This window comes from Pseudomonas paraversuta (assembly GCF_904063065.1).
GTDB lineage: Bacteria > Pseudomonadota > Gammaproteobacteria > Pseudomonadales > Pseudomonadaceae > Aquipseudomonas > Aquipseudomonas paraversuta.
Map to the genome: position 1 here is coordinate 125,437 of NZ_CAJFCL010000007.1, position 14,305 is coordinate 139,741.

The following is a 14,305-nucleotide window of genomic DNA, read 5'->3' on the forward strand; positions in this document are numbered from 1 at the left end:
ATACAGGCCTGCTGTGGGAGCCAGCTTGCTGGCGATACAGGCACATTGGTGTCACTGAGGTGAGGCCATCGCTGGCAAGCCAGCTCCTACAAGACTCAGCAGCTCCTTAGCTCTCACAAGACTCAGCAGCCCCTTGGCTCCCACAAGACTCAGCAGTGCCTGAACACTCAATGTGTCTACCCAGCACCTCCCCGGGTTTGTTACCCCAAACGCAAAAGTCCTTGTATGAAACAGGGCTTTTTCACTGGTCAGGATCGCTATAAATTGCTGACACCACACAGAACTTGCTCAGCAAGAAGGTCTTTGAAATGTCCAGCAGTATGGGTATGGCCAGCGTTTTCGTTTTGTCGTCTTTGTTGTTGTCGCCTATGGCCATGGCGGAAGAGTCACCCGCGTTTGTCGCACAAAATGCAGCCCGCGCAGCTTCTTTTGATCAGGCTCGAACAGAGTTGGCAGCACGTCCCGACAGCGACGCCAAGCCCCAGCAAACACAGGCAAAACACAGCATTTCTGATGAGTCTGAAGACAGCTGAACAGACACCTGAAAACTTCCCGACCCAGTTGGTCACTCGTTACAGATGTGACTAACTGTTTCAAAAGCCGCTATCATAGCGGCTTTTTTTTGGTCTTTAATTAAGGCGCCTGCTCCTTTGGCGCCCTATGCCGGGCACCGGATTCATCGAGAATTACAACAATTTTCAGCACTAAAAAGGAGCTCCAAACCGGTGAAGCATTCACTCAAACTCAGTCCTTTATTCATTGCCCTGGCTGCAACGATCCCCGCTTTCGCCCACGCAGACGACGAAGCGTCCAAAGACGGTTTTATTGAAGGCTCGAGCCTCAAGATTCATACCCGCAACTATTACATGAACCACGATATCCGTAGCCCCCATGCCGATGACAGCAAGGAATGGGGCCAGGGCTTTGTGGGGAAATTTGAGTCGGGCTTCACCCAGGGTGTAGTCGGCTTTGGCCTGGATGCCTACGGCATGCTCGGCCTGAAACTGGACGGCGGTGGCGGCACCGATGGCAGCAGCATCCTGCCGGTCAGTGATGGCAATGGCAAAGCGCCTACTGCCTTTTCATCAGCCGGTGCGGCGCTGAAAATCCGCGCCTTTGATACCGAGCTCAAAGCCGGTGATCTGTTCTTGACCAACCCGGTCATCGCCGGCGGCGAAACCCGCATGCTGCCGCAGACCTTCCGTGGCGTCAGCCTGACCAACCACAGTTTCGACGGCTGGATGTTCGAGGGCGGCCAGGCCAGCTTCAACAAACCCTACAACCAGAGCGGTATGCGTCGCCTGACGACCACCTACGGCAACCTTGACGACCAGACCAGCAAACACCTGACCTGGGCCGGCGCGTCGTGGAGCGCCATTCCCGAGATCACCAGCAACCTGTATGCCGCCCAGCTCAAGGATGTGTGGGATCAGTACTACTACGATCTGGATTACACCTACGCCCTGTCTGACAGCATCAGCCTGAACCCGGGGCTGCATTACTATCACACCCGCGACAGCGGCAAAGCACTGCTGGGGGATATCAACAACAACACCTTCAGCCTGCACCTTGCGCTTGCCATGGCCGGCCACAAGTTCACCACCGTGCTGCAAAAGGTCAATGGCAACACGCCGTTTGACTACATCAATCAGGGCGACAGCGTTTACCTCGACAACTCGCAGCAATATTCGGACTTCAACGGGCCCAACGAGCGCTCCTGGAAGCTGCAATATGAATACGACTTTGCCGGTCTGGGTATCGCCGGTCTGACTTCCAGCATCTCGTATTCGCGCGGCGAACTGGACCTGACCAAGGCGAGCACCAACAGTATCGGTTACGGTAACTGGTACAACCCACAGGGCAAGAATGCCCATCACTGGGAGCGCGACATGGCTCTGAAGTATGTGGTTCAGGATGGCAAGGCCAAGGATCTGGCGGTTAGCCTGCGCTGGGCAACCAACCGCGGCAACGATGCCTACCGGACGGTGGACAACGATGTAGACGAATACCGCGTGATCATCGACTATCCTATCGATGTGTTCTAAACAATGACCATAAGGCCAGCATCCCAGCTGGCCTTATGCCAATATGGCGTAACCTTAGGTCTGGGCACCAAACGCATCAGTGAGGTCAAGGCCATTCCACATTCCCGCCGCACATCCTTCATTACCCGGCGCATGCTGATCAGGGCAACAACGCTGTCAGTGGTTGCCATCCTCGGCATCGTTGGCTATTTGCTGGTCAGGGAGTATCGCAATACCGAGCAGGATGCCACGCGTTCAGCCCTGAACCTGGTGCAACTGATCAATCGCGACATTCGTAACACCTTTTCGATTTATGACTCCGCGCTCACCAGCCTGATCGATTTTCTGCAAAGCCGGGAGCTCTCCACCCTTCCCTCTGCAACCCGACAGTCGCTGCTCTTTGCCAGGGCCAATGAAGCCCCGTCCAATGCCGGATTCTTCGTTCTGGATGCCGCGGGCCAACTGATTGCCAGCTCTGCACCGGGTATGCCCGTGCCGGACCAGGCCAGCCAGCAGCCGTGGTTCAAGGCCCACCTCGGTGCGGCAGACGACAAAATCTTCATCAGCCGCCCATTTCTCGCCGGCCAGGGCGCCAATGACTGGAATATTATTCTTAGCCGCAGAGTCTCAGGCCCGGAAGGCGATTTCCGGGGGGTTGCGGTGGGCCAGATCAAATTGAGCTACTTCCAGAGCATGTTCCGCGGTCTGGACATAGGGCCTACCGGCAACATCAGTCTGGTCAGCGCTGACGGAATTCTGTTGACCCAATATCCCGGGACAAACCGCGTCAGTATCGGCCAGGACCTTAGCCGGACCCCTAACTTCATTCGCTTCCTGGAAGAACGACATGGCAGCTTTACTGCCATGTCCGGGGTCTATCATCAGGAGCGTCTGTACAACTTCGCTCAGGTGGGCGAGTTGCCGCTGGTGGTGGTGGTCGCCATCTCCACCTCGAGTATTTTCGACAACTGGTGGCATACCGCCCTGTTGATCGGCAGTGCCACCCTCCTGCTCTGCCTGGGCCTGCTGTGGCTCACCTGGCTGCTGACGCGGGAGCTGCGCTTGCGGCACAAGGCCGAGCGGGTGCTGGCCGAGCTCGCCGCAACCGACCCCCTGACCGGACTGGCCAATCGCCGTACCCTGGACACAACCCTGGATCTGGAATGGCGCCGGGCGCAGCGCTCGGGCAATCCTGTATCCCTGGTCATGATTGATATAGATAATTTCAAGGCTTTCAATGACTGCTACGGCCATCAAGCCGGGGATGAAGCCATACGGCGGGTTGCCCAGGTGATCAAGTCCCACACCCGTCGCCCCGCCGACCTGGCCGCCCGCTATGGCGGTGAAGAGTTCGCCGTGATACTGACCGAGACCGAGGCAACAGGTACACGCCTACTGGCCGAGAAGATTCGCTGCGCAGTGGAGCAGCTGGAGCCTGTTGCCGAGCACAGGAAACTGACCATCAGCCTGGGCGCCTGCAGCCGCTACGCAAAGCCCGGGGATGACCAGCAAGCCCTGATCAGCACGGCCGACAAGGCGCTTTACCAGGCCAAAAAAGGCGGGCGCAACCGGGTGGTTTGCATCAATGAAACGGGACTGAACGCGCTGCAGCCGAAGCCGGAGGCCTGAAGACTTCCCCAGCGGCAGCAGATTTTGCAGGAACTGGCTTGATCGCGATCTTTTCAACCAGGCCGCCAAGAGCTCGCTCCGACAGAACTTGTTCAGCCCCCACCAATTTCAGGGCAAAAAAAAGCCACCCGGGGGTGGCCTTCAAAAACTAGAGAAAGAAGTTTTACTTAAACTGCTGCAACCGGACGCATGTACGAGATCGGTGCTGTGCTGGCGTCTTCAAAGGTCACGACTTCCCACGCGTCTTTCTGTTCAATCAGCTTGCGAAGCAGCTGGTTGTTCAGTGCATGGCCAGACTTGAAGCCCTTGAACTCACCAATCAGGCTATTGCCCAGCAGGTAGAGGTCACCAATAGCGTCGAGAATCTTGTGCTTCACGAATTCGTCTTCGTAGCGAAGGCCGTCTTCGTTCAGTACACCATTGGCGTCGACCACGATCGCGTTTTCAACGCTACCGCCGAGTGCGAGGTTGTGCTTGCGCAGGTACTCGATGTCACTCATGAAACCGAAAGTACGCGCGCGGCTGACTTCTTTTACAAACGAAGTGCTGGAAAAATCCACGGTTGCGCTTTGGGTACGGTTACGGAAAACCGGGTGATCGAAATCGATCTCAAAGCTCACTTTGAAGCCTTCGAAAGGGACGAAAGTGGCGCGCTTGTCGCCATCTTCCACTGTCACTTCACGCAGGATACGGATGAACTTCTTCGGCGCGTCCTGTTCTTCCAGGCCGGCAGATTGAATCAGAAACACGAAAGGTCCGGCGCTACCGTCCATAATCGGGACTTCAGACGCGGAGAGTTCGACGTAGGCGTTATCGATCCCCAGGCCAGCCATGGCCGAGAGCAAGTGCTCTACCGTGTCTACTTTGGTATCGCCGTTGACCAACGTGGTCGACATCGTTGTCTCGCCGACGTTTTCCGCGCGGGCAGGAATCTGCACAACAGGGTCAAGGTCTGCACGACAAAACACGATGCCGGTATCCACAGGCGCAGGCTTGAGGGTCAGGTAGACCTTCTCACCGGAGTGCAGGCCGACACCTGTGGCACGGATAATATTTTTCAGGGTGCGTTGTTTAATCATGGCATTGGCCGCTTCAGCGCAAATTGCGAACTGGTATCAACAAAGGCTGGCGATAATAGCAGACCGAACCTTTGCTGAATACCAATCACCTTAATCCCCCTGATTGATTTCATTAATCAGCCTGTCGACGCAGGAAAGCCGGGATATCCAGATAATCCAAATCGTCTTGCGGGTTGAGCTTGGCAGCGGTAGTCGCGCCTTGCTGGGCCTGATTACGCATCACGGTCGGGCGGTCCAGATCACGGTAGTTAACCACTGGCTGTTCCTGACGCTCGGTACGTGCTTCCTGACGAGTAGAAGCTGCGTGTGCCGAAGAGGCTGCGTAAGAGGCTTGAACGCTGTTGTCGATAACCTTGACCGGCTTCTCGATTTTCGCGCCCAGACCGGTCGCAACCACGGTCACATGCAGTTCGTCGCGCATGTCCGGATCGATAACGGTACCGACCTTGACCATGGCGTGCTCGGAAGCGAAGGCTTCGATGATGCTACCCACGTCGGAGTACTCACCCAGGGACAGGTCAGGACCGGCGGTGATGTTCACCAGGATGCCGCGTGCACCTTCCAGGTTCACGTCTTCGAGCAACGGGTTGCGGATCGCCGCTTCGGTTGCTTCACGTGCACGGTTCGGACCGCTGGCGCAGCCAGTGCCCATCATCGCCATGCCCATTTCGCTCATCACGGTACGTACGTCGGCAAAGTCGACGTTGATCATGCCCGGACGCTTGATGATGTCGGAGATACCGCGAACGGCACCGGCCAGTACGTCATCGGCCTTGGCGAAAGCCGACAGCAAGCTGGCGTCCTTGCCCAGGATGGTGAGCAGTTTTTCGTTCGGAATCGTAATCAACGAGTCAACGCTTTCGGACAGCAGACGAATACCTTCGTCAGCGATCTGCATGCGCTTGCGGCCTTCAAACGGGAACGGACGGGTCACCACCGCAACGGTGAGGATCCCCATTTCCTTGGCCACTTCGGCAATGATCGGCGCTGCACCGGTACCGGTACCTCCGCCCATGCCCGTGGTGATGAACACCATATTGGTGCCCTGCAGCACTTCAGCGATGCGCTCTCGGTCTTCCAGAGCGGCCTGACGACCGACCTCAGGATTTGCACCCGCACCCAGGCCTTTGGTCACACCGGTGCCCAATTGCAGGATGGTTCGGGCGCCGATGCTTTTCAGCGCTTGCGCGTCAGTGTTGGCGCAGATGAATTCCACGCCTTCGATGTTGCTCTTAACCATATGATTAACAGCATTGCCACCGCCACCACCAACACCGATAACCTTGATTACCGGGCTTTGCGGGATGTTGTCTACGAGTTCGAACATTTTCCCTCTCCTTTCATTTCTCTAGTTTTTTCGCCTACTTCTACTGCTTTGAATCTTTTACTGCTCAAGCTTTAAAAGTTGCCCTGGACCCAGCGCTTCAGGCGCTCAAGCACAGGGGCTTTTTGTTCATCACTGCTGTAGTTGTCGCGGTTGCTGATACCCGACATGGAGATGCCGTCTGACTGCTTTTGCAGCCCGTACAGCAACAAGCCCACAGCGGTGGAGTAAATCGGATTGCGCACAACATCGGACAAGCCCTTGAAGCTGTGCGGCACGCCCAGGCGAACCGGCATATGGAAGATTTCTTCGGCCAGTTCGACCGCACCTTCCATTTTCGAGGTACCGCCGGTCAGCACGATGCCGGCCGGGATCAGGTCTTCGTAGCCGCTGCGACGCAACTCGGCCTGAATCAGGGTGAACAGCTCGTCGTAACGCGGCTCGACCACTTCGGCCAGGGCCTGACGGGACAGTTCGCGCGGTGGACGGTCGCCTACGCTCGGGACTTTGATGGTTTCACCGGCGCCGGCCAGCTTGGCCAGGGCGCAGGCGTAACGGATCTTGATTTCTTCGGCGTACTGGGTCGGTGTGCGCAACGCCATCGCGATGTCGTTGGTCACCTGGTCACCGGCAATCGGGATCACCGCCGTGTGGCGAATGGCGCCTTCGGTGAAGATCGCGATATCGGTGGTACCGCCGCCGATGTCGACCAGGCACACACCCAGTTCTTTCTCGTCATCGGTCAACACCGAGTAAGCCGACGCCAGTTGCTCGAGGATGATGTCGTCCACCTCAAGGCCACAGCGGCGCACACATTTCTCGATGTTCTGTGCTGCATTCACTGCGCACGTTACTACGTGCACCTTGGCTTCCAGACGTACGCCCGACATCCCCAGTGGCTCACGAACGCCTTCCTGGTTATCGATCACGTAGTCCTGGGGCAAAGTGTGCAGCACGCGCTGGTCTGCCGGAATCGCGACGGCCTGAGCAGCGTCAAGCACGCGCTCAAGGTCGGCGGAGCTGACCTCACGGTCCCGAATTGCCACGATGCCGTGGGAGTTCAGGCTGCGGATGTGGTTGCCGGCAACACCGACAAACGCCGAGTGAATCCGGCAACCGGCCATCAGCTGCGCTTCTTCGATGGCGCGCTGGATCGATTGCACGGTGGACTCGATATTCACCACCACGCCTTTCTTCAGGCCACGGGACGGATGCGTGCCAATACCGACGATTTCGATGGTGCCGTCTTCCCCGACCTCGCCCACCAGCGCCACCACCTTGGAGGTGCCGATATCGAGACCGACGATCATTTTTCCGCTTTGCACGTTTGCCATGGGTCCTGCCTCTTCTTAATTCTTCGCGACAGCGGGTTGGGCTATCGTCGGTGCCACAGGTTCCCGCCAGCCGACGGCCAATCCGTTGGCATAACGCAAATCGATGCGCGCTATGTTTGTAATCTGTTCTTTCAGCGTTTTTTCATAGATGGCTATGAAGCGACGCATTTTTTCTACCAGGTGATCGCGCCCCAACAGCAACTCGATCCCGGGCCCTGCACTTCCGGCTCCGGTGGTCAGGAACCAGCTACCGCGTTCACGCAATTCCAGCCGGGCAATGGAGAAGCCCATCGGACGCAGCATCTGGCTCAACACCTGATACTGCTGCATCACTTGCTGCTGAGCCCGTTGTGGGCCGAACAGCTGCGGCAAGTGTTCGTAATTGGCCAGCTCACGCGGGGTGAATGCCTGGCCCTGGTTGTTCAACAGCGCTTCATCACCCCAGCGGGCTACCGGCAACTGTTCTTCGAGACGGATCACCACCTGGTCAGGCCATACGCGCCGGACTTCGGCGTGGGCAATCCAGGGCATCTGTTCCAGCTCGGTACGCATGCCTTCCAGGTCGACGGTGAAGAAGCTCGCCGCCATGTAAGGGGCAATGCGCTGCTGCACGGCCTGCTGGCTGATGTAGGTCAAATCACCCTGCACGTTGATGTTGGTGATCGGCCGGTCGGCGTACGGCATCAGGCGCTGCGCACCTTCGTACGTGCCGTACCCCAGCACCACCAGCAACACGGGCCAGAACAACACTTTCAGGAAGCCAAAATTGGCTTTCGGCAGACGCACTGACATCGGCTCTTTAGCCACCATCCGGCTTGCGCCCCGAGGCACCGGCTTGCGGCCGGGAACGGGTTGCTGATGACGAAGCGATGCGCCTTGCATGTTTTTAACCTCGAGCCTCGACGCTGGCTGCCAGAATCGACAGCACCAGCTGTTGAAAATCCAGACCGGCAGCACGGGCCGCCATCGGCACCAGGCTGTGATCGGTCATGCCCGGAGCGGTGTTGACTTCGAGCAGCCAGAACTGGCCATCGGTGTCCTGCATCACGTCCAGACGGCCCCAACCGGCGATACCTATCGCCTCACAGGCTTTAGCCGTGAGGTCCATGAGTTCTTGCTCCTTGGTGCTATCGAGCCCGCACGGGATCCGATACTGAGTATCCGAGGACAGGTACTTGGCGTCGTAGTCGTAGAACGAATGCGGGGTGCCCAGTGCAATAGGTGGCAGCACTTGGTCACGCAGGGTGGCGACGGTGAACTCGGGACCGGTGATCCATTGCTCAACCAACACTTGCGAGTCGTACTTACTGGCCTCTGCCCACGCAACGATCAACTCGTCAGCGCTGTTCACTTTGGCCATACCGATACTTGAACCTTCATGTGCCGGTTTGACGATCAAAGGGAAGCTCAGTTCCTTCGCCGCAGAAATACAATCGGCTTCGCTGGTCAGCACGGCATGACGCGGGGTTGGAATACCCAGGCTGTGCCACACCTGCTTGGTGCGCAATTTGTCCATTGCCAGCGCCGAGGCAAGGATGCCGCTGCCGGTGTAAGGGATGCCCATGTATTCGAGCAGGCCCTGGATGCTGCCGTCTTCACCGCCACGACCGTGGAGAATGATGAAGGCGCGGTCGATTTTTTCGTGGGTGATGCGGGCGATGAAATCGTCGCCGACATCGATCCCGAAGGCATTCACGCCGGCACTTTGCAGTGCTTCAAGCACGGCATTGCCCGACTTCAGGGACACTGCGCGCTCAGCGCTTTTGCCGCCGAACAATACGGCAACGCGACCGAAGTCGGCAGGGGCAATGGTGGAGAACAGATTGGCGTAGGCAGCGGTCATTTCAACTTCCCCCCGCTGGCTGCGACAACGGCACCGGCGAATAGTGGACTGTTAATAAGTTGCGGTGCCAGACGGCCGATATCGCCCGCCCCTTGGCACAACAGGATGTCGCCGGCACGCAGCAGCGGCTTGACGATCGGCGCCAGCTCAACGCCACGCTCGATGTAGATCGGGTCCAGCTGGCCACGCTGACGGATGCTGTGGCACAGCTGACGGCTGTCGGCGCCCGGAATCGGCTCTTCGCCGGCCGGGTAGACTTCCATCAACAGCAGTACGTTGGCGTCGGCCAACACCTGCACGAAATCGTCGTACAGATCGCGGGTACGGCTGAAGCGATGGGGCTGATAAACCATGACCAGACGACGGTCCGGCCAGCCACCGCGCACTGCTTTAATCACGGCCGCGACTTCGGTCGGGTGGTGACCGTAATCGTCAACCAGCATCACGTGACCGCCTTCAACCGGCAGCTCGCCGTAGACCTGGAAGCGTCGGCCTACACCCTCGAAGCCGGACAGACCCTGAACAATGGCCTCATCGCTGATGCCTTCATCAGATGCGATGCAGATGGTCGCCAGAGCGTTCAGCACGTTGTGGTTACCCGGCATGTTCACCGACACATCCAGCGGCTCGCGATCGGGGCGCAGCACCGTGAAGAAGGTCTGCATGCCTTGCTGGCGAACATTGATCGCACGCACATCGGCGGCTTCGCTGAAGCCGTAGGTGACGGTGGGACGCTTGACCAGAGGCAGGATTTCACGCACCACCGGATCATCCAGGCACAGCACGGCCAGGCCGTAGAACGGCAGGTTGTGCAGAAACTCGACGAAGGTTTTCTTCAGCTTGTTGAAGTCACCCTCATAGGTCGCCATGTGGTCGGCGTCGATGTTGGTCACCACCGCAACCATCGGCTGCAGGTGCAGGAAGCTGGCATCGCTTTCGTCAGCTTCGGCAATCAGGTAACGGCTGGTGCCCAGTTGTGCATTGGTGCCCGCTGCATTCAGTCGGCCACCGATCACGAACGTCGGATCGAGGCCACCGGCTGCGAACACCGAGGCCAGCAGGCTGGTGGTGGTGGTCTTGCCGTGGGTACCGGCTACGGCGATGCCGTGGCGATAACGCATCAGCTCGGCCAGCATTTCAGCCCGCGGCACCACCGGAATACGGCGTTCCAGGGCAGTCGCGACTTCAGGGTTGGAGGTGTTGACCGCACTCGACACGACCAATACATCGGCAGTGGCAGCGTTCTCGGCGCGGTGACCGATAAAGATGTGCGCACCGAACGACTCAAGACGCTCGGTAACTGGCGATGCGTTCAGGTCGGAACCCGACACTTCATAACCCAGGTTCAGCAGCACCTCGGCAATACCGCACATGCCCACGCCGCCGATGCCGACGAAGTGGATACGACGGATACGGCGCATTTCCGGTTGCGGCATGGCTTTCTGATTCTCAACCATTGGCCACCTCCAGGCAGATATCTACAACGTTGCGGGTTGCATCAGGTTTGGCCAGGCGGCGAGCATTGGTCGCCATGCTGTTCAGTCGTTCCGGTTGCATCAAAACCTCTGTCAGGCGTGCGGCCAGTTCGGCTGCGCCAGTTGTCGCTTGCGGCATCAGGAAGGCAGCACCTTCGCGAGCCAGAAAGTCGGCATTACGGCTCTGATGGTCATCAATCGCGTGGGGCAACGGCACCAGCAGCGATGGCAGACCGGCCGCAGCCAGTTCACTGACGGTCAGCGCGCCTGCGCGACAAACCACCAGGTCGGCCCAGCCATAGGCTTGGGCCATGTCTTTGATAAAAGGCTGCACTTGAGCCTCGACGCCGACCGCGCCATAGCGCTCGGCGGTAATTTGGTCGTGCTGTTTGCCGGCCTGGTGAAACACTTCAGGACGCACCTCAACCGGTACTTTGGCCAGTGCTTCAGGCAACAACTTGTTCAACGGCTCGGCACCCAGACTGCCGCCCAGCACCAGCAGGCGCGCCTTGCGGCCTTCGAGTGCGGCCCGTGGCGCCAGGCTGAACAATTCAGGGCGGACCGGGTTACCGGTACTGCGTAGCTTGTCCGATACCGCGAAGGTTCCGGGGAAGGCTTCGCACACACGACTCGACATCGGCACCAGCAAGCGGTTGGCAGTACCGGCCACGGCGTTTTGCTCGTGAATGATCACCGGCACACCGCAGGTTTTGGCTGCCAGACCACCAGGCCCGGTCAAATAGCCACCAAACCCGAGCACGCAGACCGGCTTGAGCTGGCGAATGATTTTGCGCGCCTGAAACATGGCCTTGAGCAATACAAACGGCGCCTTGAACAACGACAGCTTGCTCTTGCCACGCAGGCCGGTGACGTTGATCCGGTGCAGGGTAAAACCGGCAGGTTCAACCAGTTCGTTCTCGATCCCGCGCGGGGTTCCAAGCCAGTGCACGCTGTAGCCGCGGGCTTCAAACTCACGGGCGCAGGCCAGCGCAGGGAACACGTGTCCGCCGGTACCGCCCGCCATGATCAGCACATTAGCGCCCATTGTTCGGCTCCTCTGCGAAATCACTTTCTTTGAAATCAGTCTCTTCGCTGCCCAGGTGGGTTCGACTCTCCCACTCGATTCGCAGCAGCAGACCCATACATACGCAGCAAATCACCAGGGAACTGCCGCCATAACTGAGGAATGGCAAGGTCAGGCCCTTGGTTGGCAACAGGCCGACGTTCACCCCGATATTGATCAGGAACTGGCCGATCCACAGGAACGACAAGCCGTACGCCATGTAGGCGGCGAAATACTGTTTGGCCCGCTCGGCCCACATGCCGATGTACATGCCGCGCACGCAGACGAAAACGAACAGGGCCACGGTCAGCAAGGAGCCAACCACACCCAGCTCTTCAGCCAGTACCGAGAATACGAAGTCGGTGTGCGCTTCCGGCAGGTAGAACTGCTTCTGTACGCTGTTGCCCAGACCGACCCCGAACCACTCGCCACGACCGAATGCGATCAGGGCCTGGGTCAGCTGATAACCGGAGCCGAACTGGTCGGACCACGGGTCGGTAAAGGTGATCAAGCGGGCCATACGATAAGGTTGCGCCTGCACCAGCACGAAGACCGCACCGACTGCCAGCGCCACCATCAGGGCGAAACGGAACAGGCCGACACCGCCCAGGAACAACATCGCTGCCGCTGCCCCCATCATTACGACGGTGGCACCGAAGTCAGGCTCCATCAGCAACAGACCGGCCATCGGCAGCAACACGATGAAAGGCTTGAAGAAGCCCATCCAGCTTTCGCGGACTTCCTTCTGCTGACGGACCAGATAACCGGCGAGGTAGATCACCACGAAAACCTTGGCGATTTCCGAGGGCTGTACGTTAAAGAAGCTGAAGCCGATCCAGCGCATCGAGCCGTTCACTTCACGGCCAATGCCCGGCAGCAGAACCATCACCAGCAAGCCGAACGCACCGATCAGCAATAACCAGCCCAGGCGCTGCCAGGTAGCAATCGGCACCATCATGGTCAGCACGCATGCAACAAGGCCAAGCACGATATAAAACAGGTGGCGGATCATGTGATAAAGGGTGTTGCCCGACTGCAGGGCGGCTACTTCAGACGATGCCGAGGTGATCATCACCAGGCCCAGGCCGAGCAAGGCCATGCAACCGGCCAGAAACGGGAAGTCGAGGTCAATGCCACGGCCCGTGATCAACGGCGAAGGGTAAGGTTTGAGAATGCCGAAAATCATGCCTGGGCCTCCACTGCACGCGCAAACAGATGGCCACGCTCTTCGTAATTTTTGAACATGTCGAAACTGGCGCAGGCCGGCGACAGCAATACCGCGTCACCCGGGCGGGCCAGCGAACGGCTTTGGGCAATGGCTTCGTCCAGGGAGCTGACGCGCACCTGGGGCACGCTATCGCCCAAGGCGTCGGCGATCAGGCCGGCATCGCGGCCCATCAGGACCACTGCGCGGCAGTACCTGGCCACTGAGTCGTGCAGGCCACTGAAGTCTGCACCCTTGCCGTCACCGCCGGCGATCAGTACCAGCTTGCCGTCCATGTCCGCTCCCAGGCCTTCGATGGCGGCCAGTGCGGCCCCCACGTTGGTGGCCTTGGAGTCGTTGTAGTAGCTCACACCCTCAAACTCGCGTACCCACTGGCAGCGATGTTCAAGACCGGTGAAGCTGCGCAGGCCGCTCAGCATGGCGTCGAACGGCAGGCCCACGGCATGCCCCAGCGCCAGTGCCGCCAGGGCATTGGCCTGATTGTGGGCGCCGCGCACTTTCAGCTCACGGACCGGCATCAGGTTTTCAAATTCGAAGGCGAGATATTTTTCGCCGTTTTCTTCACGCAGGCCGAAAGCCTTGAAGTCGGGTGCGCTCAAACCGAAGGTCCAGCACGGCAGCCCTTCGCTCATCAGCGGCCGGGTCAAGGCGTCCTGACGGTTGACCACCACCTGCCTGGCACCGCGGAAAATCCGGTGCTTGGCCAGGTGGTAGGCCGGCAGACCGCTGTAACGGTCCATGTGGTCTTCGCTGACATTGAGCACGGTGGCCACTTCTGCGCCCAGCTGGTTGGTGGTTTCCAGCTGGAAGCTCGACAGCTCCATGACGTACAGCTCGATGTCATCACTGAGCAGATCCAGCGCCGGCGTGCCCAGGTTGCCGCCGACTGCAACGCGCTTGCCGGCAGCCAGGGCCATTTCACCCACCAGGGTGGTCACGGTGCTCTTGGCGTTGGAACCGCTGATTGCCACGATCGGTGCCTTTGCGTTACGCGCGAACAGATCGATATCACCGGACAACTTCACGCCACGGGCAGCCGCTGCCTGCAGTGCCGGAGTTGCCAATGCCAGGCCGGGGCTCACGTAGAGCTCATCGGCGCGGCACAGAAACTCGACATCCAGTTCGCCACAACGCACCTCCACCTGGGGGTAGTCACGGCGCAGCGTGGCCAGCTCCGGCGGATTTTCCCGCGTATCCGCCACAGCAAAGGACACGCCCTGCTGCGCCAGAAAGCGCACCAGGGACATGCCGCTCTTGCCGAGGCCGACAACGATGCGGAAGTGGTCAGAAGCGATCAGAGACACAGGTT

General features: G+C 59.0%; 12 protein-coding genes. 3 read left to right on the top strand and 9 right to left on the bottom strand.

Annotation, left to right across the window (positions count from 1 at the left end):
- The first annotated feature begins 308 nt into the window (after window positions 1–308).
- The 3 genes from JQ845_RS15560 to JQ845_RS15570 all read left to right on the top strand — a co-directional run bounded on the left by JQ845_RS15560 (window position 309) and on the right by JQ845_RS15570 (window position 3,653).
- The gene (locus tag JQ845_RS15560; protein ID WP_203009236.1) at window positions 309–533 is read left to right on the top strand and encodes a hypothetical protein; all 225 of its coding nucleotides are present in this window, start codon (window positions 309–311) and stop codon (window positions 531–533) included.
- 192 nt (window positions 534–725) lie between these two features.
- On the top strand, window positions 726–2,045 hold the full coding sequence (locus JQ845_RS15565) for an OprD family porin (protein WP_010655581.1): 1,320 nt from the start codon (window positions 726–728) through the stop codon (window positions 2,043–2,045).
- Window positions 2,046–2,048: 3 nt separating this feature from the next.
- Window positions 2,049–3,653 (top strand): sensor domain-containing diguanylate cyclase, encoded by a 1,605-nt coding sequence (locus JQ845_RS15570; protein ID WP_003443569.1) that lies wholly within the window; start codon window positions 2,049–2,051, stop codon window positions 3,651–3,653.
- 167 nt (window positions 3,654–3,820) lie between these two features.
- Here the strand turns inward: JQ845_RS15570 and lpxC are convergent, their stop codons facing one another.
- The 9 genes from lpxC to murD all read right to left on the bottom strand — a co-directional run bounded on the left by lpxC (window position 3,821) and on the right by murD (window position 14,300).
- On the bottom strand, window positions 3,821–4,732 hold the full coding sequence (gene lpxC / locus JQ845_RS15575; RefSeq protein ID WP_003443572.1) for a UDP-3-O-acyl-N-acetylglucosamine deacetylase: 912 nt from the start codon (window positions 4,730–4,732) through the stop codon (window positions 3,821–3,823).
- A 112-nt stretch (window positions 4,733–4,844) separates the two neighbouring features.
- Window positions 4,845–6,059 (bottom strand): cell division protein FtsZ, encoded by a 1,215-nt coding sequence (gene ftsZ / locus JQ845_RS15580; protein WP_003443576.1) that lies wholly within the window; start codon window positions 6,057–6,059, stop codon window positions 4,845–4,847.
- Between the two features lie 71 nt (window positions 6,060–6,130).
- The gene (ftsA, locus tag JQ845_RS15585) at window positions 6,131–7,390 is read right to left on the bottom strand and encodes a cell division protein FtsA (protein WP_003443600.1); all 1,260 of its coding nucleotides are present in this window, start codon (window positions 7,388–7,390) and stop codon (window positions 6,131–6,133) included.
- 15 nt (window positions 7,391–7,405) lie between these two features.
- Window positions 7,406–8,272, bottom strand: coding sequence for a cell division protein FtsQ/DivIB (locus JQ845_RS15590; protein WP_037001571.1), 867 nt, complete (start codon window positions 8,270–8,272; stop codon window positions 7,406–7,408).
- A 4-nt stretch (window positions 8,273–8,276) separates the two neighbouring features.
- Entirely contained in the window at window positions 8,277–9,233 is a 957-nt protein-coding gene (locus JQ845_RS15595) for a D-alanine--D-alanine ligase (protein WP_010655578.1), read from the bottom strand.
- Window positions 9,230–10,690, bottom strand: coding sequence for a UDP-N-acetylmuramate--L-alanine ligase (gene murC / locus JQ845_RS15600; protein ID WP_003443610.1), 1,461 nt, complete (start codon window positions 10,688–10,690; stop codon window positions 9,230–9,232). The genes JQ845_RS15595 and murC overlap by 4 nt, the downstream gene beginning before the upstream one ends.
- On the bottom strand, window positions 10,683–11,753 hold the full coding sequence (murG, locus tag JQ845_RS15605) for an undecaprenyldiphospho-muramoylpentapeptide beta-N-acetylglucosaminyltransferase (protein WP_003443612.1): 1,071 nt from the start codon (window positions 11,751–11,753) through the stop codon (window positions 10,683–10,685). The genes murC and murG overlap by 8 nt, the downstream gene beginning before the upstream one ends.
- Window positions 11,743–12,957 carry a putative lipid II flippase FtsW gene (ftsW, locus tag JQ845_RS15610; protein ID WP_003443615.1) on the bottom strand — a complete coding sequence of 405 codons (1,215 nt, stop codon included), beginning with the start codon at window positions 12,955–12,957 and terminating at the stop codon, window positions 11,743–11,745. Before ftsW ends, murG begins: the two co-directional genes overlap by 11 nt.
- Window positions 12,954–14,300, bottom strand: a complete 1,347-nt coding sequence (gene murD, locus JQ845_RS15615; protein ID WP_003443619.1) for a UDP-N-acetylmuramoyl-L-alanine--D-glutamate ligase — start codon at window positions 14,298–14,300, stop codon at window positions 12,954–12,956. Before murD ends, ftsW begins: the two co-directional genes overlap by 4 nt.
- Window positions 14,301–14,305 lie beyond the last annotated feature (5 nt).

What these genes read in the sequence shown, in the direction of transcription:
- ftsW (WP_003443615.1), bottom strand. Translation starts at nt 12,957, where the DNA reads ATGATTTTCGGCATTCTCAAACCTTACCCTTCGCCGTTGATCACGGGC.
- JQ845_RS15595 (WP_010655578.1), bottom strand. Translation starts at nt 9,233, where the DNA reads ATGACCGCTGCCTACGCCAATCTGTTCTCCACCATTGCCCCTGCCGAC.
- JQ845_RS15560 (WP_203009236.1), top strand. Translation starts at nt 309, where the DNA reads ATGTCCAGCAGTATGGGTATGGCCAGCGTTTTCGTTTTGTCGTCTTTG.
- ftsZ (WP_003443576.1), bottom strand. Translation starts at nt 6,059, where the DNA reads ATGTTCGAACTCGTAGACAACATCCCGCAAAGCCCGGTAATCAAGGTT.
- murG (WP_003443612.1), bottom strand. Translation starts at nt 11,753, where the DNA reads ATGGGCGCTAATGTGCTGATCATGGCGGGCGGTACCGGCGGACACGTG.
- JQ845_RS15590 (WP_037001571.1), bottom strand. Translation starts at nt 8,272, where the DNA reads ATGCAAGGCGCATCGCTTCGTCATCAGCAACCCGTTCCCGGCCGCAAG.
- lpxC (WP_003443572.1), bottom strand. Translation starts at nt 4,732, where the DNA reads ATGATTAAACAACGCACCCTGAAAAATATTATCCGTGCCACAGGTGTC.
- ftsA (WP_003443600.1), bottom strand. Translation starts at nt 7,390, where the DNA reads ATGGCAAACGTGCAAAGCGGAAAAATGATCGTCGGTCTCGATATCGGC.
- murC (WP_003443610.1), bottom strand. Translation starts at nt 10,690, where the DNA reads ATGGTTGAGAATCAGAAAGCCATGCCGCAACCGGAAATGCGCCGTATC.
- JQ845_RS15570 (WP_003443569.1), top strand. Translation starts at nt 2,049, where the DNA reads ATGACCATAAGGCCAGCATCCCAGCTGGCCTTATGCCAATATGGCGTA.